At 72.3% G+C, this 25,359-nt stretch carries 20 protein-coding genes; 9 read left to right on the top strand and 11 right to left on the bottom strand.

Features of this window, described 5'->3' with window-relative positions:
* Positions 1–334 precede the first annotated feature (334 nt).
* Complete coding sequence (locus tag ORI60_RS01025) at positions 335–1,171, bottom strand: alpha/beta fold hydrolase (RefSeq protein WP_266032857.1); 837 nt, start codon at positions 1,169–1,171, stop codon at positions 335–337.
* Between the two features lie 111 nt (positions 1,172–1,282).
* Between ORI60_RS01025 and ORI60_RS01020 the strand changes: the two genes are divergently transcribed.
* The gene (locus tag ORI60_RS01020; protein WP_266032854.1) at positions 1,283–1,963 is read left to right on the top strand and encodes a hypothetical protein; all 681 of its coding nucleotides are present in this window, start codon (positions 1,283–1,285) and stop codon (positions 1,961–1,963) included.
* Positions 1,964–2,279: 316 nt separating this feature from the next.
* Here ORI60_RS01020 and ORI60_RS01015 read toward each other — a convergent pair whose 3' ends face one another.
* Together ORI60_RS01015 and ORI60_RS01010 are read right to left on the bottom strand one after the other, a co-directional pair.
* Positions 2,280–4,787 (bottom strand): LuxR C-terminal-related transcriptional regulator, encoded by a 2,508-nt coding sequence (locus tag ORI60_RS01015; RefSeq protein WP_266032852.1) that lies wholly within the window; start codon positions 4,785–4,787, stop codon positions 2,280–2,282.
* A gap of 165 nt (positions 4,788–4,952) precedes the next feature.
* On the bottom strand, positions 4,953–5,192 hold the full coding sequence (locus tag ORI60_RS01010; protein ID WP_266032850.1) for a hypothetical protein: 240 nt from the start codon (positions 5,190–5,192) through the stop codon (positions 4,953–4,955).
* Positions 5,193–5,371: 179 nt separating this feature from the next.
* On the opposite strand from ORI60_RS01010, the gene ORI60_RS01005 reads away from it, so the two are divergent.
* Both ORI60_RS01005 and ORI60_RS01000 read left to right on the top strand, forming a co-directional pair.
* On the top strand, positions 5,372–6,388 hold the full coding sequence (locus ORI60_RS01005) for a hypothetical protein (protein WP_266032847.1): 1,017 nt from the start codon (positions 5,372–5,374) through the stop codon (positions 6,386–6,388).
* A 387-nt stretch (positions 6,389–6,775) separates the two neighbouring features.
* On the top strand, positions 6,776–7,054 hold the full coding sequence (locus ORI60_RS01000) for a hypothetical protein (RefSeq protein ID WP_266032844.1): 279 nt from the start codon (positions 6,776–6,778) through the stop codon (positions 7,052–7,054).
* Between the two features lie 244 nt (positions 7,055–7,298).
* Here the strand turns inward: ORI60_RS01000 and ORI60_RS00995 are convergent, their stop codons facing one another.
* Together ORI60_RS00995 and ORI60_RS00990 are read right to left on the bottom strand one after the other, a co-directional pair.
* Complete coding sequence (locus tag ORI60_RS00995) at positions 7,299–7,784, bottom strand: DUF1269 domain-containing protein (RefSeq protein ID WP_266032841.1); 486 nt, start codon at positions 7,782–7,784, stop codon at positions 7,299–7,301.
* Positions 7,785–7,819: 35 nt separating this feature from the next.
* The gene (locus ORI60_RS00990) at positions 7,820–9,643 is read right to left on the bottom strand and encodes a glycoside hydrolase family 15 protein (protein WP_266032838.1); all 1,824 of its coding nucleotides are present in this window, start codon (positions 9,641–9,643) and stop codon (positions 7,820–7,822) included.
* Between the two features lie 150 nt (positions 9,644–9,793).
* On the opposite strand from ORI60_RS00990, the gene ORI60_RS00985 reads away from it, so the two are divergent.
* Both ORI60_RS00985 and ORI60_RS00980 read left to right on the top strand, forming a co-directional pair.
* Positions 9,794–10,198 carry a hypothetical protein gene (locus ORI60_RS00985; protein WP_266032835.1) on the top strand — a complete coding sequence of 135 codons (405 nt, stop codon included), beginning with the start codon at positions 9,794–9,796 and terminating at the stop codon, positions 10,196–10,198.
* A gap of 11 nt (positions 10,199–10,209) precedes the next feature.
* Positions 10,210–11,208 carry an AI-2E family transporter gene (locus tag ORI60_RS00980; RefSeq protein WP_266032832.1) on the top strand — a complete coding sequence of 333 codons (999 nt, stop codon included), beginning with the start codon at positions 10,210–10,212 and terminating at the stop codon, positions 11,206–11,208.
* Here ORI60_RS00980 and ORI60_RS00975 read toward each other — a convergent pair.
* Both ORI60_RS00975 and ORI60_RS00970 read right to left on the bottom strand, forming a co-directional pair.
* Positions 11,167–12,615 carry an alpha-amylase family glycosyl hydrolase gene (locus ORI60_RS00975; protein WP_266032829.1) on the bottom strand — a complete coding sequence of 483 codons (1,449 nt, stop codon included), beginning with the start codon at positions 12,613–12,615 and terminating at the stop codon, positions 11,167–11,169. The genes ORI60_RS00980 and ORI60_RS00975 overlap by 42 nt on opposite strands.
* Complete coding sequence (locus ORI60_RS00970; protein ID WP_266032826.1) at positions 12,612–15,221, bottom strand: MGH1-like glycoside hydrolase domain-containing protein; 2,610 nt, start codon at positions 15,219–15,221, stop codon at positions 12,612–12,614. The genes ORI60_RS00975 and ORI60_RS00970 overlap by 4 nt, the downstream gene beginning before the upstream one ends.
* Before the next feature lie 152 nt (positions 15,222–15,373).
* On the opposite strand from ORI60_RS00970, the gene ORI60_RS00965 reads away from it, so the two are divergent.
* Positions 15,374–16,213: a patatin-like phospholipase family protein gene (locus tag ORI60_RS00965; protein ID WP_266032823.1), complete on the top strand. Its 840-nt coding sequence runs from the start codon at positions 15,374–15,376 to the stop codon at positions 16,211–16,213.
* Here the strand turns inward: ORI60_RS00965 and ORI60_RS00960 are convergent.
* From ORI60_RS00960 to ORI60_RS00950, 3 genes are all read right to left on the bottom strand, one after another.
* A complete protein-coding gene (locus tag ORI60_RS00960) occupies positions 16,203–17,096 on the bottom strand; it encodes a universal stress protein (protein WP_266032820.1) in 894 nt (297 codons plus the stop codon). The two genes, ORI60_RS00965 and ORI60_RS00960, sit on opposite strands and share 11 nt — an antisense overlap.
* A 93-nt stretch (positions 17,097–17,189) precedes the next feature.
* Positions 17,190–18,017 (bottom strand): class II glutamine amidotransferase, encoded by an 828-nt coding sequence (locus tag ORI60_RS00955; RefSeq protein WP_266032817.1) that lies wholly within the window; start codon positions 18,015–18,017, stop codon positions 17,190–17,192.
* A 22-nt stretch (positions 18,018–18,039) separates the two neighbouring features.
* The gene (locus ORI60_RS00950) at positions 18,040–19,437 is read right to left on the bottom strand and encodes a DUF2252 domain-containing protein (RefSeq protein WP_266032815.1); all 1,398 of its coding nucleotides are present in this window, start codon (positions 19,435–19,437) and stop codon (positions 18,040–18,042) included.
* A 158-nt stretch (positions 19,438–19,595) separates the two neighbouring features.
* Here ORI60_RS00950 and ORI60_RS00945 point away from each other — a divergent pair, with 158 nt between their 5' ends.
* Genes ORI60_RS00945 through ORI60_RS00935 form a run of 3 tightly spaced genes read left to right on the top strand, consistent with a single transcriptional unit; the run spans position 19,596 to position 22,921 of the window.
* A complete protein-coding gene (locus tag ORI60_RS00945; protein WP_266032812.1) occupies positions 19,596–20,975 on the top strand; it encodes an MFS transporter in 1,380 nt (459 codons plus the stop codon).
* Between the two features lie 5 nt (positions 20,976–20,980).
* Entirely contained in the window at positions 20,981–22,312 is a 1,332-nt protein-coding gene (locus ORI60_RS00940; protein WP_266032809.1) for a hypothetical protein, read from the top strand.
* 60 nt (positions 22,313–22,372) lie between these two features.
* Positions 22,373–22,921, top strand: a complete 549-nt coding sequence (locus tag ORI60_RS00935; protein WP_266032806.1) for a hypothetical protein — start codon at positions 22,373–22,375, stop codon at positions 22,919–22,921.
* A gap of 1,092 nt (positions 22,922–24,013) precedes the next feature.
* On the opposite strand, the gene ORI60_RS00930 is transcribed toward ORI60_RS00935, so the two are convergent.
* Complete coding sequence (locus tag ORI60_RS00930; protein WP_266032804.1) at positions 24,014–25,309, bottom strand: diacylglycerol/lipid kinase family protein; 1,296 nt, start codon at positions 25,307–25,309, stop codon at positions 24,014–24,016.
* Between the last annotated feature and the right edge of the window lie 50 nt (positions 25,310–25,359).

The raw sequence follows: 25,359 nt of genomic DNA, 5'->3' as shown, positions 1-25,359 counted from the left end.
GTGTACGTCCACTGTCTCACGTTTCAGGCGGTCTGGGTGACCGCTCGTTCCTCGGGTTCCGCGCGCTGGTGAGCGACCAGCCCGCGCCGTTCGCAGCCTGACCTGCTGTGACGCGTCCGGTGCCGGCGACGAGCATGGGCAGCAGGTGGAACGACAGCACTGGACCGCCCACGGCACGGTCGCGAACTGCTCCAGGGTCAGGTCGCCGCCGACCTCGGGGTCGTCGCCGGCCACCAGGCAGCCCCACTGGTCGCTGTGCGCGGGATCCCTGCGGAGATCACCAACCCTGACCGCGGGTGTCCATCGCGTGGACGACCCGCCGCCGCAACGATGCTCATGCGCGCGTGAGGGTCTTGGCCAGGAACGGCAGGGCGAGCGCGAGGACCTCGTCGGGAGTCTGCACGTGCGGGTAGTGCCCGGCTCCCTCGATGACCGCCAGTTCGCCGAGGCCGCGAGGCAGGTCGGCGACGACCTTCTCGCCTTCGGCGCGCGGGTCGGCCCAGTCGGGATCGGCGGTGCCCATGACGACCAGGACCGGGCAGGTGACGTTGGCCAGTTGCGCGCCGGCGTCGGCCGGGCTGCTCTTCCCCATGGCCTGCAGGACCTTCATCCTGCCGGGCTCGCGCATCTTGGAGTCGACGCGGGCGAGCTCGGCGTCCCAGTCGGCGGGCTTGGCCGGCGTCGCCAGGTCGAGGTAGCGCTTCCAGCTCTCGACGCTTCCGGTGACCATCATCTTCGCGAGCTGCGTGAAGCCCGCACGGAACTGCTTGACGCGCAACAGGCCCGCGAGGTCGAAGGACTGCACGCGCGTGAACGGCGCGAGCTCGACGACGCCGGTGACCACGTCGGGCGCGGTGGCGGCCGCGATGGTCGCGGCACCGCCGCTGATCGACTGGCCGATGATCACCGCGGGGCCGCCGAGGTGGCGGACGACGGCGACCAGGTCGCCCGCGATGTCGGTGCGGCTGTAGCCGTTCCAGTCCAGGCTCGAGTCACCGCAACCGCGGAGGTCGACGTTCGCGACCCGGTACCCCTGCGCGGCCAATGCGGGGGCGAGGAAGCGGTAGGAGTGGCGGCTGTCACCGATGCCGTGCGCCAGCACGACGAGGGGCCCCTGCCCGGTCACGTCGTAGGCGATGGTGCCGCCGTCGATGGTCAAGTACTCGGTCATGCCGTCCTCCGAAGCAAAGCTAACGTCATTAGCTACAAGCTAAGCCTATTAGCCAGTCGGTGTCAACGGCGCGGCACCCGGCCGGGGCGAGCCTGGGATGATCGAGAGCGCGTGGCCGCGTCGAAGGTCATCACGACGGCGCCGAAGCCGTGGAAGGGACACCACCGCGTGGAAACGGAAGAACTGCTGTGGCGCTTGACCGACAGGTACGCGCCCGCCCCGCCCGCCCGCTCGGTCGCGACCAGGCCCACCTGGTTCGACCACGCCGGTGACCTGGTCGTGCTGAACGGCCCGATCACCTGGGAGACCCCTTGGCTCACCGAGGGCGGGTTCAGCCACGACCTGCCGGCGGGCAGCCACCCCGTGCACGTGGGCTCCGTCGCGCACGTCCCGGACGGCGAGGACCCCGGCGCGCCCTGGGGCACCGTCACCCTGGTCGTGATCCCGCTGGCCGAGCCCTCCTGGATCGCCGCGGCGAACTGGGACGTCCCCGGCTACCACGACGTCCACCTGATCGAGGACTACGCCGTGCTGTGGGGCGAAGAGGCGATGCGCGCGTCGCTCCCGCACGACGAGGACGGCACCCCCGCCTTCGTCCGCGACGCGCCGGCGGAGATCCGGGCCAGGGGCCCGCGGCACCGGCGGGACAACTGGACGAACGTGGTGCTGGACGGGGAGACCGGCGCCAACGCGTTCGTCTTCCCCGTGCACGACGCGGAGTACCTCACCGGCTACGAGATCACCGACGACGACGGCGGCCTGCTCTGCCTCGTGTTGGCGGCGTGCGAGTAGACACTGTGGTTGCGCCCCAGCGGCCGTTGGCTCTCGGAGGCCTCGTTCCGCCGCTCGGTCTCAAAGGCGCGGGCCGGCCATGAGTGGCCTCCGCTGAACCGAAGGGCGACATCGGGAACGGAAACCACTCACGACCGGGCCCTGCGCCCGACCGTGCGCAGGCCGAACTGAGCACCGCCGGGGGTGCCTGCTGGAGCGTTCGATGACAGAGCCGGACGCGATCGCGTCGGTGGCTCGGGGCGGGGCCGCGGTGTGGCGCGACCGTGCGGTTCAAGTGTGGCGAGTGCAGGGACCGCGGTCCAAGGGGCCAATGAGATCAGATCAGGCCGAGCCGCCGGGCGGCCAGGACGGCGTCGCGCCGCTGGTTCACGCCGAGCTTGCGGTAGATGCCGCGCAGGTGCGTCTTCACCGTGTTGACGGAGACGAACAGCGAGTTCGCTATCTCCTCGGTGGTGCGCATGGACGGCAGTTCGACCAGCAGGTCGCGCTCGCGGGTCGTGAGCACGGTCGTCGAGGTCGCCGCCGGTGCGGGCAGAGCCGTCATCGCCGTCGTGGCGAACCGGTCGAGCCTGCCGAACCGGCCCGCACCGCGGGCGAGGAGCTCGCGGACGGGCTTGCCCGCGTGGACGAACGGCCGGATCGTGCCGACGGGCTCCGCGGCCGCCAGCGCCCTGGTGAGTGCCTCGTGTGAGCGGCGCTGGTCGCCGGAACGCTCCACCAGCACGGCTTCCAGCAGCCAGGCGTCCACGACGGTGGGCGCGGCGACCGAGGTCAGCTCGCCGGACAGCAGGGGCTCGACCAGCTTGCGGGCCTGGTTGACGCGGGAGTGGTGGGAGTGCAGCACCGCCTGGAGCACCGCCTGCTCTCCGCACGGGCCGAACATCGCCTCGACCTGGCCGGGCATCGCCGCGGCCCACTGCTCGTCGCCGTTGCGCAGCGCGATGCGTTGCAGCGCCGGTGCCACGTGCGCGACCACCGGTGGCGTCACCTCGCGTCCGGCGGCGTCCTGCCACTGCCGGCGGAGCCGGCCCGTGACGGCGCGCGGATCGCCGGTCGTGGTGAACGACACCGCCGCCTCCAGCGTGCGGACCGCGATCCCGACCACGAGGTCGGGCCTGTCACCCAGCGCCGCCGCCGCGCGGGTGGCCAGGTCGGTCGCGCGCGCGTCCTCCATGCGCAGGTAGGCGTGCACCCCCAGCAGTGAGTAGGCCAGTGCGCAGGAGAAGTGCGTCTGCCATCCCTTCCGTTCGGCGAACTCGACCGCCGCCCGCGCCTGCCGCGCTCCCTCCGCGATGTCGCCCATCGCGCTCGCCAGGGCCGCGAGGTGCACCCGGCAGTCCAGTTCCGCGTGGTCGAACCCCTCCTTCCTGGCGAGCGCCACCGCGCGGACCAGGTCGGTCTCCGCGTCGTGGTGCTCGCCGCGCGACAACGCCGCGACGCCGCGGTCGAGCAGGGCGGCGACGTCCGCGTCCGGTACGCCGCTGAGCCCCGCGGGTGTCCTGGCCATGATCTTGAGCGCCTCGCCGACGTGCGCGTCGGACCGGCTGCGCCGCAACAGCGCGGTGCTGTGCAGCACCCGCACGCGTTCCGGCCGCAGCGCGGGTGACGTGCCGCCGATCCCGGCGAGAACCCTGTCGGCGGCGGCGACGTCACCCGCGTCGAGCGCGACGAGCGCGGCGACCACCCCGACCGCGGGCCGGGCCAGCACGTGGCCGGGCACCGCGCCCAGCACGGCGTGCACGTTCAGGCTGCCGGCGTGGAGGGTCTCGCGCAGCATCGAGTTCTCGATGATCCCCGCGGTGAGCTGGTCCTCGCCGGCCGCGATCGCGTGCCGCAAGGCCTTCACGGGTAAGTCGTGCTCGTGGTGCCAGTGGGCGGCGGAGCGGTGGAGCGTTCTCTCGTCGTCCGGACGGGTGCGGCGGAGCTCGGCGAGCAGCCGCGCCCGCAGCATCGGATGGCAGCGGTACCACTCCGGCGTGCGGCTGAGTCTGTTCACGAACGCGTTGGCGCGGTCGAGCTGGTCGAGCGCGACGCCGGGATTCGGGTGCCGGGGTGCCAGCGCGCTCGCGAGGCTCGTGTTCACGGTGTCGCAGACGCTGCTCGCGACGAGCAGGTCGTGCGTGCTCGGTGCGTGGGGCGCGAGCACCTCTTCGGTGAGGTACCGGTTCACGATCTCGTCCTGGCCCGCGAACATGAGCAGGTCCGCCGGCCGCGACCCCGTCGTGCTCATCCGCATCGCGGCGAACTTCAGCCCGCCCGCCCAGCCCTCGGTGCGGCTGAGCAGCGAGGTGATCTCCTCCGGTGGGACGACGACGTCGTAGGCGGCGAGCAGCGCCTCGGTCTCGGCGCGGTCGAACGCGAGCTCACCGGGCAGCATCTCGCGCAGCCGCCCCTCCAGGTGCAGCCGGGCCAGGTGCAGCGGTGGCGGGAACCTGCTGAGCAGCACCAGCCTCAGCCGGTCCGGTGGCTGCCTTGTCAGCAGGTCCAGGGTGGCCAGAGCGTCCGGGTCGCGCAGCTCGTGCACGTTGTCCAGCACCAGGCACGCGGACACGGGCACTTGATCGAACGCGGCCACGATCGCGGAGGAGAAACCCGGCTCGGACAACGGGATCGAGTCGAGACGGCCCTGGTCCGGCAGGATGCCGGCGAGCGCGTCCCGCATGGCGACGCGCAACCGCGCGGGCACGCTGTCGTGCTCGTCCAGCGACAACCACGCGACCCGGTGGGCGCGGCGTCGCGCCCACTCGGCGAGCAACGTGGTCTTGCCGCACCCAGCGGGCCCGGTGACGAGGACGACCGGCGCGGCCGCGATGTGATCGTCCACTATGGACAGAAGCCGGTCCCGCGGTACGAGAGGAACCGCCGAGACCGGAACCCGGAACCTCGGCTGGCTGGTGTCCTGCGCTTGTCGCTCGCACTCCGAACTGTCGGACATTACGATGACTCTCCCCGATGGAATTGCCGTGAATGATCATGTGATCGAACCGCATCACTTGGCCGTGCAGGGGGGCCGGACGGCCCTACCCGGTTGCGAGATCAACACGAGTGCTCGTCCCGCTGTCCCGATCAGCCGGGGCAGCAGTCCCGCGGCCGCGAGCACACCGGTGACCTCGAGCGAGGACGACTTCTCGCACGGGTCTTCGTCGTCGGGAGCGGAGACGATGAACGCGAACAGCACGACGGCCAGCACGATGCGACGGGACCGGGAACGGTCAGGTTGACGGCTCATGGGAGTCCGCACCTCCTTAGAGGTCCGACGCTGCTCGCGGCACGCGCCCCGGACCTCCCCCTCACGGGGCGGTAACGAGCCGGTGCCGCACGGCGCGTTCATCCGCGCCGGGTGAAGAAGCGGAACACCGCCTCCCCGGAATCTGTGGCGAGTCCACGACGGGAAGAGGAGTCACTGCTGTGCCCAAGACCTGCCGACCCGCGCTGCGGGATCTGATCGACGTCGTCCGGCCCGCACGGCCGGTCGCGTCCGTCTACATGGGATCGAGTCCGTCGCGTCCGTGGCGCTCCCGCTGGGTCCGCCTCGCCGACCAGTTGCGCAGTGACGGAGCGGGCGACGAGGTGGTCGGTCCGATCGGTGCCGCGCTGCACCGGGCGCACACCGCTGACCCGTCTGCGGGAACGCTCGTGGCGTTCGCAGGCTCCGAGGTTCCTCCACGCGTCTTCCACGCGCCGGGACTGCGCCATCTGGACCTGGCGTGGTTCAGCTCGCCGGCGCACGTGCTCCCGCTCCTCGCGTGGGTGCAGGAACGGCCGCCGTGCGTGGTCGTCGCCGTCGGACGTGACGCCGCCGAGGTGAGCACGGCCGGTGCAGGCCGGATGTCGCTGCACTACCGCGCCGAGGACTGGCGCGAAGGGGTGCGGTCCGCGGCCGCGGCGGTGGCGGAGACGCTGGTTCGCGAGGACGTCAGGGTGCTGGTCGTGGCGGGGGAGGACGAGGTGGTGGCCGCGCTGTGGGCATCGCTGCCGGCTCCCGTGCGGCGCAACACCACGGTGCGCTGGGCCGGCACCGACCTGAGCCCGAGCCGGGTCGAGGACGAGGTGCGCGCGGCGGCCCGCACGTGGACCTCGTGCGTGCTGGAGGACTTCCACGACCGCGGCAGGGTCCGCCGGCTGGGGGTGGAGGGAGTGGACGACACCCTCCGCGCCCTGGCGGACGGCCGGGTGGACGAGTTGTTCGTCGGCCAGCCGGAGGACGTCACCGCGACCGCGTGGTACGGCCTCGCGCCGACCGACGTGGCCCCCGCCCGGTCCTCGGGGGCCCGCCACCGCTGCGGGCTGCTCGCGGACGTGGCGGTGCGCGCGGCGTTGCTGAGCGGCACGCGGGTGCACGTGGTCAGCGCGGGCACCCGCCAGGCTCCCGAGGACGGCATCGGCGCGCTGTGCCGCGTGCCGCTGACCCTGGTGCGGCCGTGACCGCGGAGCTGGTGCCGTTGCGCACCGGGTTCGACGTGGCGTGGCTGGGCTTCCGGCGCGACCAGGTGTGGCACTACGTGCACGAGGCGGAGCGCGACATCGAGGCTCTCACCACGGACCGCGACGCGGCGGAGGCCAGGGCGGAGGCGCTCGCCCGGCACCTGGAGCACGAACGGGAGGACAACCGCGAGCTGCGGGAGCGGCTCGATCGGCTGTGCGCCGTGCCGCTGTCCCCGTACGCGGTCGGTGAACGGCTGCGGCACCTGGTGGAGAGCACGCTCGCCCAGGCGGCTGAGATCACCGACCGGGCCACCGCGATCGAGGACCACGCGTGGGAGTCCGCCCGCCGCACGCACGCCGAGCACCGGGAGCTGCTCGCGGGGACCCGTGCGCGGATGGCGCGGATCCTGCGGGAGGGGGAGGCGGGCCGAGCTCACCGAGGACTTCGAGCTGGCACTGGCGTTGCGGCGCAAGAAGACCTGCGAGGACGTGCGGCTGATGGAGGAGACCGCACGCCGGCGGGCCGAGAGCCTGGTGCGGGAGGCGACCCGGCGGGCCCATGTGATCACCGAGCACCGCGACCACGTCGCGGACGTGCTGCGGGTCGTGCACTCCCTGCTGGGAGAGGCGGCCGCGCAGGTCCGGGTGGCCGATCCGGTGCGGTGACAGCAAGAACCGGGCGGGGCGCGGGGGTTGCGCGCGCCGGGCGGGGCCACGGCGGGCGGGGGGGCGGGCGGGCGCGGCCCCCCCCCCCCGCCCCGGGGGCCCCACCCGGTGCGGTGCCCGCACCCCCCGCCCGGCCCGCGGGGTTCCCGCGCCCCGGCCGGTCCATCGGCAGGCGGGGGTCAGGCCGGCCTCGGCACCCCGACAGTCGCTGCCGGTCCGACCACCGCCGAGTTCGTCGTGCGGGTCAGGACGCGAACGTCTCCCGCAGCAGGTCCTCCTGTTCGGTCGTGAGGTTGGTGGTCAGCAGGGTGGCGCCGGTCTGCTTGAACCTGTCCACCACCCGGTCGACGACGGCGTGATCGGACATCACGAACAACGCGGACGTGCCGGGTGTGACGGTGGACCGGACCTCCTCGATGAAGTCGTCGTCGATGCCCGCGCGGGACATCGATCCCGCCAGCGCGCCGACACCGGCTCCGATCGCCGCGCCCAGCAGGGGCACGAAGAAGATCAGCCCGAACAGCAGCCCCCAGAAGCCACCACCGAGCGCTCCCGCACCGGTGAGCTTGCCGAGCTCCTTGGTCTTCGGCCGTTTCGCGTCCGGCTCCCAGTACACGTAGGCCGCGTCGCGAACGACGATCAGCTGCTGGTCCTGCAGCCTCGTCAACTCCTGCAGCGCGCTGTGCGCCCCGTCGGTCGTGTCGAACTTCCACACGGTCAAAGTCGCCATGCCGATCACTCTGGAAGACACGGGCCGCCGCGTCCTCACCCGTCGCGAGTGAGCTGCTCGTCGAGGGTGACCGCGGCCTCGATGAGGGCCAGGTGGGTGAACGCCTGCGGGAAGTTGCCCAGCTGTTCCCCGGTCACCGCGATCTCCTCGGCGTAGAGCCCGACGTGGTTGCCGTAGGTCAGCATCTTCTCGAACACCAGCCGCGCCCTGCCGGCCTGACCGGACAACGTCAGCGCGGTCACGTAGTTGAAGGTGCACAAGGAGAACGAGCCCTCGGAGCCGCGCAGCCCGTCGGGTGCCGCGTCGGTGTCGTAACGCCGCACGAGACTGTCGCTGACCAGCGACTCCATCGCGTCGAGCGCGTCCAGCCAGACCGGGTCGCGCGGCGCGACGAACCCCACCTGCGCCAGCCGCAGCAACGACGCGTCGAGGACCTGCGAGCCGTACCGCTGCACGAACGCGCCGGTGCGGTGATCCCAGCCCTGCTCCCACACCTGGCCGTAGATCCGGTCGCGCTGGGAGCGCCACCGCCCCAGCGGCGCGGGTTTTCCCTCGCTCTCGGCGATGCGGATCGCCCGGTCGAACGCGACCCAGCTCATCACCCGCCCGTAGGTGAAGTCCGCCCGCCCGGCCCGCGTCTCCCAGATCCCCTCCTCCGGCTGGTTCCAGTTCTCCGCGAGCCAGTCCAGCAGCTCGACCACCGCGTGCCAGCCGCGGTGCCCGATGCGCACGCCGCGCAGGTGGGCGGCGTACACGCTGTCCAGCAGCTCGCCGTAGATGTCGAGCTGCAGCTGCCCGGCCGCGTCGTTGCCCACCCGCACGGGCGACGACGCCCGATGGCCCTCCCAGTGGTCGAGCACGTGTTCGGTGAGGTCGGCCGACCCGTCGACCGCGTACATCACCCGCAGCGGCTCACCCTCCACGAACCGTTCGGCGAGCCAGCCGCCGAACGCCGCCGCCTCGTCGGTGAAACCGAGCCGCAGCAACGAGCCGACGGCGAACGAGGCGTCCCTGATCCAGGTGTAGCGGTAGTCCCAGTTGCGCTCACCCCCGAGCTGTTCGGGCAGTCCCGCGGTCGGGGCGGCGACGATCGCCCCGGTCGGCGCGTAGGTGAGCAGCTTCAGGGTGATGGCCGAGCGGTCGACCGCCTCGCGCCACCGTCCCCGGTAGGTGCCGCGGGCGAGCCAGTCGTGCCAGAACCGCACGGTGCTCTCGAACAGCGCCTGCGCCTCGGCCGAGGGGACCGCGCGCGGCGGACCGTCCACACCGGACTCCAGCACGATGCCGCGGGTCTGGCCCTCCTCCAGGCTGATCGTCGCGCGCAGGTCACCGGTGTCGGTGATCTGCCCGGACACCAGCCGGGCGTCTCCCGGTTCGCGCACGGCGTGCAGCACCACGCCGAACTGGCCGCACGCGAAGACCACGCCGTCGTCGGTGAGGTGCGCGCGGTGTGCCCGGCGGCCGTAGTCGAACCGCGGGGCGACGTCGAGCTCGAACGTGATCCGCCCGCGGACGCAGCGCACCAGTCGCACGAGCCGGTGCCGTTCGGACGGGCCCTCGTCCGGCAGCGGCGGCATGAAGTCGACGACCTCACCGGTGCCCTCCTCGGTCATGAACCGGGTGATCAGCACCGCGGTGTCCGGGAAGTACAGCTGCTTGCCCCCGCCGGTGAACCCGGCGGGGCGGATGCGGCAGAACCCGCCGCGCTTGCGGTCCAGCAGCGAGGCGAACAGCGAGGGCGAGTCGAAGCGGGGGCAGCAGAACCAGTCCACGGTGCCGTCGGTGGACACCAGCGCGGTGGTCTGGAGGTCGCCGATCAGTCCGTGGTCGGCGATCGGCGCGTACGGGGGAGTGGTCATGGTGACGAGACTCGGCTCGCGAACGGCCCTGGTCTTCACCCGCTTGAGCGGACACGTGCCCAGGTACTCACACGCGGCGGGTGAAGATCCACGCGCCGGCTCCGGGGCACGGTGGGCCCGACCAACGCTTCGCGAGACAACGGAGGCACGATGCAGGACACAGGCTGGCTGGGCTGGATCTGGTTCGCGGGCATCATGATGATCGTCATGGGGGCGTTCAACGCCATCGAGGGACTCGTCGGGTTGTTCCGCGGCGAGTACTACGTCGCCAACGGCGAGCAGGTGATCGTCTTCGACCTCACCACCTGGGGCTGGATCACCCTGCTGCTCGGCGTGCTGGTGGCGCTCGCAGGTGCCGCTCTGCTCTCCGGAGCGGCGTGGGCCAGGGTGGTCACGGTGGTTCTCGCCGTGGTGAACGCGGTGGCACAACTGGCATTCGTCTCCGTGCACCCGCTGTGGTCCACGATCGTCATCACCCTGTGCGTGGTGGTGATCTGGGCCGTCGTGGTGCACGGCAACGAGGCGGCGGCAACGCTCGAGTCGTCACACCGTTGATGCCCCGTGCGTTGACGATTCTGGTCGGCGCCGCGTCGGCGGTGGTCGTGGTCGCCGGTGTGAAGGCGGTCGCGTGGCTGGTGGCGCCCACCGTGCTGGCGGGGCTGATCGTGATCGCGATCAGCCCCGCGCACCGGTGGCTGCGCGGCCGCGGCGCGCCGTCGTGGCTCGCGACCACGGCCGTCGTGGTGCTCGTGTACGCGGTGCTGGCGGTGATCGCGGTGACGGTGGTGGTGTCGGCCGTGCGACTCGCCGCCATGTTGCCCGAGTACGCGGACCACCCCTTGGTGCGGCAGGCGGAGCACGTGATCGCCGGACTGGACCGGGGCAAGGTGCTCGCCTCGCTCGCGGGACTGCTCACCGACCTCACCGGGCTCACCACGAGCCTGGTGTTCCTGCTGGCGCTGCTGCTCTTCCTCGGCGTCGAGGTGCACTGGACCGACAGCAGGCTGGCGGAGATCGCGGCGCAGCGGCCGCACATGACCGCGGCGTTGCGGGAGTTCGCCCGCCGCACCCGGCGCTACCTGCTGGTGACGACGGTGTTCGGTGCGGTGGTGGCGGTGCTCGACACGGTGGCGCTCACGGTGATCGGCGTTCCGCTCGCCCTGCTGTGGGGCGTGTTGTCCTTCGTCACCAACTACGTCCCCAACGTCGGGTTCCTGCTCGGGGTGCTGCCGCCCGCCGCGCTCGCGCTGCTGCAGCAGGGGCCGCGCCAGGCACTCGCGGTGCTGGCCGTGTACGGGCTGCTGAACTTCGTGGTGCAGTCACTGGTGCAACCCCGCTACACCGGCGACGCCGCCGGGCTGTCGACGACCACGACGTTCCTGTCGCTGGCGTTCTGGGCGTGGGTGCTCGGACCGCTGGGCGCGCTGCTGGCGGTGCCGCTGACCGTGCTGGTGAAGGTGCTGCTGGTCGACGCGGACCCGCGCGCGGGCTGGGCTGCCGCCCTGCTCCGCGCGCGGACCCGGTCACATCGCCGACAACACGTGGAAACCCCACGCGGGCAGTGACACGAAGAGCCCCTCGGCGGTGAGGTCGCGGTCGAAGACCTCGCCGCCGAGCAGGTCGGTGAACCGCCAGCACCGCGGCTCCCAGTCGAGCGGGACCCGGCCCTGTGCGGGGGCGTCGGAGAAGTTGACCACGACGACGTGCCGGCACCCGCCGACCTCGACCCATTCCCACGCGAGAAGCGAGCGGTGCGACTGGTTGTCCGGCCAGCCCTCGGTGTCGAGCAGGAACCACTCGCCGAGCCGGAGCCCGTGGTCGCGCACCGCCGCGAGCAGGTGCCGGTACCAGACGGCGAGGTCGTGGTCGGGATATTCGTGCGGGCGGCGGGCGAGGAACACCGGCGGCCGGACCGTCCTGCCCTCGAACTGGCCCTCGTGCCACAGCGTCGCGCCCGGCAGCGTGGCGACGACGACGGCGGCCGCCTTGGCGGCGTCCGGTGGGAGCGTGGCGGCGAGCCGCGGCTCGTCCTGGTTCTCCAGGAACCGCACCAGTCCCGCCTGGTAGTCGGGATCCGCGCGCAGGTGCGCGCGCACCGCTTCCACGTCGCGCGAGACGAGCCGGTCGTAGAGGCGTTTGTCGTAGCAGAAGGCGAAACCCTGCTGCTGCAACGTCCACTCCATGTCCCAGTATGCCTCGGCGATGAGCACGGTGTCCGCGTGCCGCTCGCGCAGGGCGCCGATGACCTCGGGCCAGAACTCGCGCTCCGGCGCCTCGCGGCCCCAGGTGCGCGCGAAGACGTCGTTGGTCATCAGCATCGCCATGTCGCACCGGATGCCGTCGCAGCGGGCCGCGATGCCGGCGAGCGTCTTCACCGTCGCGCTGCGCAGCGCGGGGGAGAAGGCGTCGAGCTGCACGACGTCCGGCCACGGCGGGAAGTACGGGTCCCTGCCGCGCGCGAAGATGTGCTCGCCGATCGCGAGCCAGTGCTCGGGGTTCTCCGCGTAGTCGTCCACCTCGCCGCGGACGAAGAGCTCCGGGTGGCCGGTCACCCACGGGTGGTCCGGTGCCACGTGGTTCGGCACGTGGTCGAGCACCAGCCGCACCCCGCGCGACGCGAGCTCCGCCCGTGCCTTCGCGAGCGCCTCGTCGCCGCCGAACTCCTCGGCCACGACGTAGCGCCGCACGCAGTAGGGCGACCCGCTCACGTCCTGCGGCCGCAGGTCCGGGAGCGCGGCGTGGAACGAGGCCCGCAACCCGGTCCGCGCGTTGGCGAGCGCCAGCCCCGTCACGCTGCGCTCCCAGACGCCCATGAGCCACACCGCGTCGACGCCGGCCGGTGTCACGGCCTGCCAGGCCGCGGCGGGCACGTCGGCGAGCGTGACGGGCCGTCCGGCGGCCCGGGAGAGCTCGCCCAGCCACACCGCTGTGTTGACCTCGTAGATGACGGGCTTGTCCGGCCATCCGCTCATCGCACACCCTCCCTCGCGGGCAGCCGGGTGAGCAGCGCCACGAGCGCCGTCCAGCCGGTCTGGTGGCTCGCGCCGATGCCCGCTCCGTTGTCGCCGTGGAAGTACTCGTAGAACAGCGGCAGGTCCCGCCAGTGCGGGTCGTCCCGGTACCGCGTCTGTCCACCGTGGACCGGACGGCGCCCGTCCCGGTCGAGCAGGAACGTCGAGAGCAGCCTGTCGCCGATCTCGCGCGCCACCTCTTCGAGGGTGAGGTGCTGCCCTGATCCGGTCGGGCATTCGACGGTGAACCCGTCGCCGTAGTAGGTGTGCAGGTGCAGCAGCGCGCGGACGACCATCGCGTTGATCGGGAACCACACCGGGCCGCGCCAGTTGGAGTTGCCGCCGAACATGGCGCTGTCCGACTCGGCCGGCTGGTACCCGACGCGGTGCTCGGCGCCGTCCACCGCCAGCACGTAGGGGTGCTCGGCGTGCCACTTCGACAGCGACCGGATCCCGTGCGGCCCCAGGAACTCGCGTTCGTCGAGCACCCTGGAGAGGATGCGGCGCAGGCGGCTCTCGTCGAACAGCGCGAACAGCACCGGCCCGTCGGCGTCGGTCTGCGCGCCGTGGCCCCACAGCGCGGCCCGCACCGCCGGATGCCGGTCCAGGAACTCCCGCATCCCGCCGACGAGCCCGGGGTGGTCCCGCCGCAGCTCGGCACCCACCACGGTCGCGGCGGCGAGCGGGATCAGCCCGACGGCCGACCGGACGCGCAACGGTGTGGACGTGCCGTCCGGACGCCGCAGCACGTCGTGGAAGAAGCCGTCCTCCTCGTCCCACAGCCCGGTGCCGACGTGGTTGGTCGCCGCCGCGATCCACGCGAGGTTCTCCAGCAACGTCGCGGCGTGCTCCAGGTAGGACGAGTCCTCGCGGGCCAGTTCGAGCGCGATCTGCAGGAGGTTCTGGCAGAACAGCGCCATCCACGCCGTACCGTCCGCCTGGTCGATCCGCCCACCGGTCGGCAACGGCGCGTTGCGGTCGAACACGCCGATGTTGTCCAGCCCGAGGAAACCGCCCTGGAACAGGTTGCGGCCGTCGGCGTCCTTGCGGTTGAGCCACCAGCCGAAGTTGCGCAGGAGAGGCGGGAACACGCGCTTGAGGAACGCCCGGTCACCGATCCCGGTGGTGTCGCGGTCGTACTGGTAGACGAACCACGCCGCCCAGGCGTGCACCGGCGGGTTGACGTCGGAGAAGTTCCACTCGTAGGCCGGCATCTGCCCGTCCGGGTGCAGGTAGCGACGGCCGAGCAGCACCTCCACCTGCCGTTTGGCGGCCGCGGGGTCGACCACCGCGAGCGGCACCGCGTGGAACGCGAGGTCCCACGCGGCGAACCACGGGTACTCCCACTTGTCCGGCATGACGACCACGTCCCCGGCCACGAGATGTCGCCAGTCCTCATTGGACAGACCGGTCGGCGTCCCGAGCGGGTCCGCGCCGCGTTCGGTGAGCCAGCGTTCGACGTCGAGCCCGTAGTACTGCCGCGACCACAGCAGCCCGGCCAGCGCCTGCCGGCACACGAGCCGCTCGTCGCTCGCCGGGTCGCCGCCCAGCACCTCGTCGTAGAAGTCGTCGGCCTCCTCGCGACGGGCCGAGATCACCCCGTCGAACCCGGCGAAGGGGTGGTCCGTGGCGGTGGCCGTGAACCGCACGCGGACGGTCCTGCTGCCCCCGGCGGGAATCCTGAGCACGTGGTGAGCGGCGGCCTTCGTCCCCACCCCGTCGGGTGCGAGCGCTTCGAGGTCTCCGCGCAGCACCGCGCGTTCGACGCCGTCCTTGACGTACGGGCTGGCGTTGGGAACGGCGAACACGCGTTCGTCGTCCGTCTCGTTCCCGGTCACCAGAAGTGGTACCTGCTGCTCGACGTACCACCACCACACCCCGAGCTCGGGGTGCGAGGCCCGCACCGTGCTCGTGCCCAGCGTGTGCAGGGAGGGTTCGGTGGTGCCCGCCCACGACCACGTGTGCCGGAACCACAGCGTCGGCAACAGGTGCAGCGTGGCCTCGTCCGGCCCGCGGTTGTGCGCGGTGACCCGCATCAGGACGTCGTCGGGTGCCGCCTTGGCGTACTCCACGACCACGTCGAAGTAGCGGTTGTCGTCGAAGACACCGGTGTCGAGGAGCTCGTACTCCGGCTCGTCACGGCCGCGCTGCCCGTTGGTGGCGACCAGGTCCTCGTAGGGGAAGGCCCGCTGCGGGTACTTGTAGAGCATCCGCTGGTACGACGAGGTCGGCGTGGCGTCGAGGTAGAAGTAGCACTCCTTGACGTCCTCGCCGTGGTTTCCCTCTCCGTTGGTCAGGCCGAACAGCCGTTCCTTGAGCATCGGGTCGGCCCCGTTCCACAGCGCCAGTGCCAGGCACACCCGCTGCCGGTCGTCGCAGAAGCCCGCGAGCCCGTCCTCGCCCCAGCGGTAGGCGCGGTAGCGCGCCTGGTCGTGGGTGAACGACGTCCACGCGTCGTCACCGCTCGACGCCTCCCGCACCGTGCCCCACTGCCGTTCCCCGAGATACGGCCCCCAGCGCCGCCACTCGTCGGCCTCGCGCAGCCTCTCCTTTTCCGCACCGCCCACGTCGTTCCGCCTTTCGCTCGGCACACCAGGTGATCACCAGGCTGGTGGCGGGAGCCGCCCGGCGGGTCACCCGGCGCGGGTGGTTCGGCCGCGGACGACGTCCGGGGAACTGGCCCCTCGTGAGCCGGAGCGGCCGGCGGCAGAATGGGGCGGTGAAGACCGCGTTCGTGTTGGCCGGCGGCGGCAGTCTCGGCGCGGTCGAGGTGGGCATGCTCTCGGCGCTCGCGGACGAGGGCATCGAGCCCGACCTGGTGGTCGGCACCTCGGTCGGTGCCGTGAACGGGGTCTGGTACGCGACCCACCCGGGACCCGAGGGGGTTCGCGCCCTCACGGACCTGTGGACGTCGTTGTCCCGCAACGACGTCTTCCCGGTCCGGCCGGTGCGCGGCCTCCTCGGTGTGCTCGGGCTGAGCGACCACCTCGTGCCCAGCACGGCGCTGCGCCGCCTGCTGCGGGCCCACCTCTCCGGCACCACGCTCGAGAACACGCCGGTGCCCGCGCACGTCGGCGCGACGGACGTGTTGTCCGGAGAGGAGGTGCTGCTCTCCCAAGGCGACGCGGTGGACGCGCTGATGGCGAGCACCGCGATTCCGGCGGTGTTCCCGCCGGTCTCGCTCGGGGGCAGGTACCTGATGGACGGCGGCGCGGTGAACAACAACCCCGTGTCGCACGCGGTGGCGCTCGGCGCCGACCGGGTGTGGGTGCTGCCTACCGGCTACGCGTGCGACCTCGAACGGCCACCGCGCAGCGCCCTGGCGATGGCGCTGCACGCGTTGACGTTGCTGGTGAACCACCGGCTCGCGCTGGACGTCGAACGCTACCGGGACACCGTCGACCTCCGCGTGGTGCCGCCGTTGTGCCCGCTGACCGTCTCACCCGCGGACTTCAGCCGGTCCCGCGAGCTGATCGACGACGCTCACAAGAGCACCACGACGTGGCTCGCGGCCGGCGGGACGGGCGGGCCCGGTCTGGTTCACCCGGTCACCCCGTGACGCGTTCCCGGCAGACCCGGACGGGCCCGCGCCGGCTCTCCGACGTCACGATCACCAACGGGCACGGCGCGTGCGAGACGAGTGCCTGGCTCGTCGAGCCGAGCAACATGCCGTCGAACCCGCCGCGCCCATGACTGCCCACCACCAGGAGCTGCGCCTCGGCGCCGTACCTCATGAGCGCCCGCACCGGACGGTCCTGCGGCAGGGCCCGCTCCACCCGCACCTCCGGGTACCGGGCCTGCCACCGGGCGACCACCTCGCGGTCGTCTCCGTCGGCCGCGTCCCTGGCCGCGGCGAACCGCGCCGTGCGGTAGGCGCTTTCCACGGTGAAACCCGGCTGGCACAGGACGACGGTGAGCCGGGCGCCGCGCAGCGACGCCGCTTCGAAGGCGTACGCCAGCGCGGCCTCGCTCGTCGGGGAGCCGTCGTGGCCCACCACGATCGGGCCGTCGATCGCCGCGAGACCGCGCACGACCACCAGCGGGCACTGCCCGTGCGAGGCGAGTGCGGCCGCCGTCGACCCGACCAGCAGGCCGCGGACGTTGCCCATGCCGTGCGCCCCGAGCACCAGCAGCCGCGCGTGCCGGGACTCCTCGATCAGCAGGCTCGTCGCGCCACCGCTGAGCGGTTCCGCCGAGATCTCCACCTCCGGCCCTGCGGCGCGGGCGGCCACGGTGGCCTCGGTCAGGCACGCCTCGCCCGCACGCCGGACGTCGTCACCCGTGCCGGCGGACGGGAGGTGTCCTCCGGCGGGCAGCGAGAACGCGTGCACCAGCCGCAGCGGGGCGTCGCGCCGGGCGCACTCGTCGGCGGCCCACATGACCGCGGCGAGCGCTGACGACGAGCCGTCGACGCCGGCCACCACGGGTGCGGGTTCCATCATCGTGGTTCCTCTCCTTCGTCCTGGGACGTGCGGCACAACCCTCCGGGCGGGCTGTCCCCGCCGCATCACCCGTGGCGGGCGAAGCCGGTGCGATCAGTGGAGAGGCTGGAACGGGCGGAGCTCCTCGACGCCGCCGCGCGCGACGAGACAGGTCGACTCGGGCACCTCCCGCCAGGCGCCGCGCAGGTCGCCCAGCGGTTCCGACACCACGAGCCGGGTGTCGGGGGACAGCGAGTGCAGCGTCGGGTTGTCCGGGTACTGCCGGCGCAACGTGGTGATGTCGGTGCTGTGGAACAGGCTCCGCGAGCGGCCCTCGCTGGAGTAGCGGAAGGCCCAGAGGGTGTCGCCGTCGGTCGTGGCGACCGTCATCTGGACCGGGTGCGCCACGCCGTGCTTCCTGCCGATCGTCTCGACGAGGCCGACGGTGCGGGCGACGGCGGCGGGCGGGTCCTGCTTCAGGCCGAAGGTGAGCGCGAGGAAGAAGAGGATCTCCGAGTCGGTCGATCCCTCGATGTCGGCGTAGAGCGACGGATCCACCGCCAGCGCGAGCTCCCGGTGCAGCACCGGGAACGCGGCGATCAGCCCGTTGTGCATCCACAGCCGGCGACCGTGCCGGAAGGGATGGCAGTTGGTCTGCTGGACCGCCGTGCCGGTCGACGCGCGGACGTGGGCGAAGACGGCACCGGCCACGGTCTGCGCCGCCAGCTCGCGCAGGTTGCGGTCGTTCCAGGCGGGTTCCGTGCTGAGGAACAGGCCCGGTGTCGGGGAGTTCGCGTACCAGCCGACGCCGAAGCCGTCGCCGTTGGTGGTCTCCACCCCCAGCCGGGAGTGCCTGCTCTGGGTGACGAGCGAGTTCACCGGGACGTAGAGGAGCTCCTCCAGCAGGACGGGGGAGCCGGAGTACGCGAGCCATCGGCACATTCTTGGTCTCCTCGGGGAATCGTCACAGTCCACTCTGGACGGGAACGCGGCCGGTCCGCGCCGCCTCGGCCAGGAGCCGGTAGTCCTGTTCGTTGCGGTCCGCGTAGCTCTCGGCGAACTCGGCGAGCGCGACGTCGAAGGCCTTGCCGTCGGAGAGGTACGCGGCCATCGCGATCCGGTCACCGGTGCGCGCGTGCGCTCGGGCCAGCGTCCACCCGCACAGCGCGCCGTACAGCCGCAGGCCTGCCTCGTCCATGGTCTCGATCGAGGCAGAGCCCTTCCAGTCGCGCAGCTGCCGGACGTAGAAGTCCCGGGTGAGCCCGTCGATGCCCTCCGCGGTCTCCCAGCCGAGGAAGATGTCTCCGGCGGCCTGCATGAGCCGCTGCCCGGTCACGACGCGCTCGCCCTCGCTGCCGTGGCGTGCGCGCGGCCGGCCGGGCAGGTGGTCCGCGAGGACCGACCGCGACGCCTCCTTCACCTGCAGCAGCAACGGATCGTCCTCGTCGCGTCCGTGCAGCAGCACGATCCAGCACCGGGTCCCGACGCTGCCGACGCCGACGACCTTGCGCGCCATGTCGACGAACCGGAACCCGCTCAGCAGGTGGCGCCGGTCGGGGGACAGGCTGGCGGCGTAGCCCGCGAGCAGGTCCTGCACGAGGAACTCCAGGTCCTCGCGTTCCGTGTCGGGCATCAGGTGACCGACCGGCACGAGCAGAGGCGGGTCGGCGTTGATGCGGCGGCGCCCGCCGATGACGGAGGTCAGCTTGCGGTAGGCCTGCAGGCTGTCCCGTGCACGTGCCTTCGCCTGCTCGCGCGCGAAACGCTGTTGCCTGGCCTTGTCCGCGTGCGCTTTGAGGAGGCTCTTCACGTCCTCCGCGCTGGCGTGGGTGTACCACACCGCGAGATCGCCCTGCTCCGCGAAGCGGGCCATCGCCGTGCGGTACCGACCGGCGGCGGCGCGCACGACGTTCATCCTCGCCTTGCGCCCCAACCCGTTCTGGCGTCCGGCGACGGCCAGGCTGGCCGCGAGGCGCTTGACGTCCCACTCCCACGGACCGGGCAGCGTCTCGTCGAAGTCGTTGAGGTCGAACACGAGCCGCCGCTCCGGGGAGGCGAAGACCCCGAAGTTGCCGATGTGCGCGTCCCCGCTGAGCTGGCAGGTCAGGCCGGAGCACGGAGTCGAGGCGAGGTCGCCCGCCATCACCGCCGCCGCGCCGCGGAAGAACGCGAACGGCGAGGCCAGCATCCGGCCGTACCGGATGGGCACCAGCTCCGGCACCCGCGCGTCGTCCTGCGCGGCCAGCACCTTCACCGGGTCGAACCGGTCGCCGTCCTGCGGTGGCTGCCCGTGCGCTTCGAGCGGCACGTCCTTGCGGGCGGTGAGACCCTTGGCGGTCCTCGCGGCCACTGGACCGGTCATCGCGCACCTCCCCGGTGACGGAACCGGTGGCTCCGGTCCACTTGCGACGCAACACCGCCGTGGTGGCCCCCGCACCACCCGGCGCGGGCGAGTACCGGCGCGGTGCCTCATCCCCGGCGCGTGAAGCGGCCCGGACGCGGCCGCTGGAGTCTGCGTGGGTGGACTCCAACGCCTTGCGCAGAGTGCTCGTCCCCCTTGCCCTCGCCCAGTTCATCTGCAGCTTCGCCGGCTCCAACATGAACGTGATGATCAACGACATAGGTCAGGACCTGGGCACCACCGTCCAGGGCGTCCAGCTCGCGATCACGATCTTCCTGCTCGTCATGGCGGCGCTGATGATCCCCGGCGGCAAGCTGACCGACCGCTACGGCCGCAAGAGATGTCTCAGCGCCGGTCTCGCCGTCTACGGCGTCGGTGCCGTGCTGAGCGCGTTCTCGCCGAACCTGCCCGTTCTCATCCTGGGCAACTCGATCCTCGAGGGAGTCGGGACGGCGCTGCTGATCCCGCCCGTCTACATCCTCGCGACGATGCTGTTCGCCGGTGTCACCGCGCGGGCCCGCGCGTTCGGCGCCATCAACGGCATGGCGGGCATCGGTGCCGCCACCGGGCCGCTGATCGGCGGGTTCATCACGACGGCGCTCAGCTGGAGGGTGGCCTTCCTGTTCCAGGCGCTGGTGGTCGTGGTGATCCTCGTGCTGAGCCGCAAGTACGTCCGGGATCCGCGGCCCCCGGACCCTGCCCGCCCGTTCGACGTCCGCGGCGCGGTGCTGTCGTCGGCGGGACTCGTCCTGATCGTGTCGGGCGTGCTCGCCGCGGACAACAACCTCTGGCTGATGGTGGGGCTCCTCGCCGCCGGGGTCCTGACGCTCGTGTGGTTCTTCCACTCGGTGCGCGCCAAGGAACGCGCGGGCGTCGAACCGTTGCTGTCGACCGCGCTGTTCCGCAGCCGCACCTCGAACCTCGGCCTGGTCACGCAGAACCTGCAGTGGCTCGTGCTCATGGGCATCTCGTTCGTGGTCTCGGCGTACCTGCAGGTCGTGCGCGGCTACAACGCGATCGAGACGGGCCTGATCCTCACAGCGGCGACGGCGGGCGTGCTGCTCGCGTCGCTGTCGGCCGAGCGCCTCGCGCGGCGGCACGCCCAGCGCAGCCTCGTGCTGACCGGCTTCGCCGTCACCGTCACGGGCATCGCGCTCTTCCTGGCGTTGCTCGCGCTCTCACCGCAGGTGTGGACCTTCCTGCCCGGCCTCTTCCTGATCGGGCTCGGCATCGGCGCCATGCTGACCCCTTCGGTGAACGTCGTGCAGTCGAGCTTCCCCGACGCGTTGCAGGGGGAGATCTCCGGCCTGTCCCGCAGCGTGTCCAACCTCGGGTCCTCGCTCGGCGCCGCGATCGCGGGCACCATCCTCGTCGCCGGCATCACCCGGACACCCGAACGCGCGTACGCGTTGGCAATGGTCGTGCTGGCGCTGATCGCGCTCGGCGGGATGGCGGTGGCGTTCTTCCTGCCGCGGACGACGGCGAGCGCGGCGCGATGACCGGGATGACGAACGACCTCGGCGAACTGCCCCGCCTGCGGGCCGAGGTGCAGGCGCTGCAGGCGCGGCTCGACCGGCGGCAGCGGCGCGCGGCGACGGTGATGACGTTGCGCAGGACCGGTGCCGCCGTCCTGACCGCGGTCACGGCGTTCGCGCTCGTGATGAGCGTCGTGGGCATCTGGAGCGCGCGCACCGCGCTCGACACCGACCGATGGGTCGCCACGGTCGCGCCCCTGCCCAAGGACCCGGAGGTCGCCGCGGCGGTGGCGGACTTCGCGACGGTCAAGCTCTTCGAGGCCGTCGACGTCGAACAGCGGCTGCGCGCCGTGCTGCCCGAACAGGCCGCGTTCGTCGCCGGCCCACTGGCGAACCAGCTGCACGCCCCGGTGCGCGCGACGGCCGCGAAAGTGCTGGGCAGCGACCAGTTCCAGCGCGTCTGGACCGAGCTCAACCGCCGTGCCCACGTCCGCGCACTCGCCATCGTCGAGGGAGACAGCGACGTCGTCGCCGTCCAGTCCGACCGCGTCGAGGTCGACCTGCTTCCGTTGGTCAACGAGGTGCTCCGGACGCTCAGCGCGCAGCTGCCCACCCTGTTCGGCAAGCAGCTCTCGCTGCCGGACCTCAGCAGCGGCGAGATCCCCGCGGATCTGCGCGTCCGGGTGCAGGACTCGCTCGGCGTCACGCTGCCGGAGAACTTCGCGCAGTTCACCGTCTACGACTCCGGGCAGCTGTGGGCGGCTCAGCAGGCCGTGGTGACGGCCAAGCGAGGTCTCGTCCTGTTCGTGCTCGGCACCCTTGTGCTGCTCGGGGTCGCACTGCTCGTCTCGCCAGGCCGCCGCCGCACGCTGCTGCAGCTCGGCCTGTGGCTGGTCGTGGCCGCAGTGGCGATCACGGTGGCGCTGCGCGCGGTCCGGCAGCAGATCCTCCAGAACGTGCCGGAAGGGCTTTACCGCGACGGCGCCGCGGACGTCGTGACGGCGGTCTTCAGCCAGCTGCGCACACGCGGCTGGCAGATGATCTGGACCGGCGCGCTGCTGGCCCTGCTGATGTACCTGCTCGGGCCCGGCCGAGGACCGACGTGGCTGCGCGCCCGGACCGTCGCGGCCTGGCGTGCGATCCGCCGCGCTGCCGTGACGGGCGGGCGGGCACTCGCCGAGCACGGCCCGAGCTGGACCGCACGCCACCTCGACGCCGTGCGCGTGGGCGGCGTCGCCGTGGCGGTCCTGCTCGCGCTGCTCATCTCGTCCTGGACCGCCCTGCTGGCGATCGTGGTGCTGCTCGTGGTCTACGAGCTGCTGGTGACCGCCCTCGCCTGGCGTTCCACCCGCGCCGGATGAGGTGACCGGGATCCGCGCGCCGTGACGATGGGACGACTGATCGAGACAAGGAGGGGTCGTATGGCCATCGGGCCGATTCAACTGATCGTGCTCGGCTTCACCCACCCGGACTTCCGCGGTGAGGTGGTCGCCGAACTGGAGAAGCTGCGCAAGACGGACACCGTCCGCGTGATCGACGCTCTCGCCGTCCACAAGGACCCGCAGGGCGCCGTCGCCGTGGAACACCTGAGCAACCTGACGCCCGGAGAGGCGGTCGAGCTGGGCAGCAAGATCGGCGCGCTGATCGGCCTCGGCGCCGCGGGGGAGGAGGGCGCGCTGGCAGGCGCGGTCCGGGGAGCCGAGTCGGCGGCGGAGAAGGGAGGCGTCCACCCGTTCAGCGACGCGGACGCGTGGGACGTGCTGGCCGAGATCCCCAACGACAGCGCGGCGGCCCTGCTGCTCATCGAGCACCACTGGGCCGTGCCGCTACGAGACGCCGTCGCCCGCGCCAAGGGCTACCGCGTCTCCGACGGCTTTATCAGCCCCCTGGACCTGGTCGCGCTCGGCCTGGTGAACGCGGAAGAGGCCCAGGCACTGCACGACCTGGAGACAGCAGGCTCGACGCCATGAGGAGGCAGAGATGTTCGGATCACGCCGCGTGGCCCGCCGCACCGCACGACGCACGGTGCGGCGGACGACTTCGGCTCCGGGGATGTTCAGGTCACGCCGGGTAGCCCGGCGAGTGGCCCGGCACCGTTAGGAGAGGGCCGGCTCGCCTTGGCGGCATGGGCTTGGCCCGTGCCGTGAGGGCGGGCCGGCTCGCGTTGTTGGGGCGGGCGGGGCTCGCGTTGTTGGGGCGGGCCGGCTCGTGTCGTTGGGGCGGGCCGGGCTCGCGTTGTTGGGCGGGTCCGGCGGGTGTCGTGGGGTAGGTCGGGCTCGCGTTGTTGGGAGGGGTCGGCTCGCGTTGCTGGGCTGGGCCGGGCTCGCACCGTGGGGGTTGGTCAGCTTGCGCCGTTGGGGCGGGCGGGGCTCCGGGTCGCAGGGCCGGCCCGCGCTGTCAGGCCGGGCCGGCTTGTGTCGTGGAGGGGCTTCGCGCGTGTGGTTGGACGAGCGGGCTCGTGTCGTGGGACCGGGTTCGGCTCGTGCCTTTGGGACGGGGTCGGCTCGCGTTGCTGGAACGGGTGGGCGCGCGTTGTTGGGATGGGACCAACTTGTGCCGTTGGGGCGGGGCGAGTTCGTGTCGTGGGGACAGGGCGGGTTTGCCCCGCTGGGACGGGAGCAGCTCGTGTCATTGGGGACAGGGCAGCCTCGGGTCGTTCGGACAGTGCCGACTCGTGTCCTTGGGGCTTGGCCGCTGCGTCGTTGGAACGGGCCCAGCCCGCGTCGCCAAGACAGAGCCGGCTCCCACCGCAGAGATGGAGCCAGCTCGCGCCGCTCAGACGGGGTCAGCTCATGTCGCTGGGACTGAGCCGACTCACATCGTTGGGCCAGGGCCGGTTGGTGCCGCTGGGACTGCACCGACTCGCGCCGCTCAGACGGGGTCAGCTCGTGCCGCTGGGATTGTGCCGACTCACGTCGTTGGGCCAGGGCCGGTTCGTGCCGCTGGGACTGCACCGACTCGCTCCGCTCGGACGGGTCCAGCCCGGGTCGCTGCGACTGAACCGACTCACGTCGTTGAGCCAGGGCCGGTTCGCGCCGCTGCGACAGCGCCGACTCGCCTCGCTAGGACAAGGCCAACTCACGCAACCGCCTCCAGCTCAGTTCCGGCCGGGGCGGCCGCACACCGGGCCGGTGGCGCGGCACCCGCACCCGCAGCGCCCCCGGCCTCACCTCGCACCGCACGGGGGTCGGCATCGTGACCGCCTCACCGTCGACACCGACGGGCAACGACAGCGTGTCCGACGTGATGACGACCTCCGTGGCGGTCCGCAGGTACACCGCGTCGGAGCGCTGCCTGCCTCGCAGCAGGCCGGCGGCGTCCGCCGCGTTGCGCACCGTCACGGCGAGCACGCCCAGGGCGCCGCTGTCCAGCCGCGGCCTGCGTCCCAGGCCCGCCAGGTCGCTTGAGCCGTACGGGTTGTTGCTGACCAGCACCGCCTGTGCGCCGGCCAGCCAGTCCCCGCCCGCCCGCATGCACAGCGTCGCCGCCCGTGGCCCGACCAGGAGACCGGGCAGCAGGTTCAGCGCCGTTCGCGTCTTGCCGTCGCGGTAGGCGGGGCTCTGCACGACCTCGGCGTACGCGCCGAACGAGGCGTTGTTGACGAAGACTCGGTCTCCGGCCGTGCAGAGGTCCACGCGCACCTCGACGCCGTCGGTGAGCGCGTCGAGGCAGCGGCGGGGGTCGTCGCGGTCCAGGCCCAGGTCGAGGGCGAAGTGGTTGCGGGTGCCCGCCGAGATGACCATGAACGGTACGCCGCATTCCGCCGCGACGCCGGCGACGATCGCCTGGGTGCCGTCACCTCCGGCCACGCCGAGCAGGTCGGCGCCGTCGTCGACGGCCTGCCGGGCGAGTTCGGCGGCGTTCTGCGACCCGTCGAGCACGCAGACCTCGGCGCCGAGCCCGCGGGCCAGTTCCGGGAGGCCGAAGCGGCCGGTCTTCCCGCCGCCGGACCTCGGGTTCATGATCAGGTACGGCCGCCGCGGTGGGGGGACCTCGGACTCGGCCGGACGGCGCGCACCCGCGGCCAGTGCGCGCCGTCCGCAGGCCAGGGCGACCGCCCACAGCAGGGCGCACACCACGACCACCCACGCCAGGCGTGCCTGCACGTACAGGACGGCCACGGCCAGCGGCGCGAGCAGCACCAGCGTTCCGGCGAGCCACCGCAGGAGGCCGCGGTGTGCGAGGAACCACCAGGCACCCACCAGTGCGACCGCCGTCCCCGCCGCGCCGATCAGCACCAGCCCGGCGCCGGCACGCACTCCGGCCGCCACCAGCACTACCGCCACGGCCGCTCCCGCCGCCAGGAAGGTGAGTCTGGCCAGTCGTCGTCGCTCCGGCGGCACTGTCACAAGGGTCACGGCATCCTCCAATGTGGAATGTCCGTCCAGCCTGGCCCGCACCCTCCGCG

The sequence above is a fragment of the Lentzea sp. NEAU-D7 genome (assembly GCF_026242055.1).
GTDB lineage: Bacteria > Actinomycetota > Actinomycetes > Mycobacteriales > Pseudonocardiaceae > Lentzea.
The sequence above is the reverse complement of the archived record's forward strand: the minus strand, read 5'-3'. Positions and strand labels throughout refer to the sequence as shown.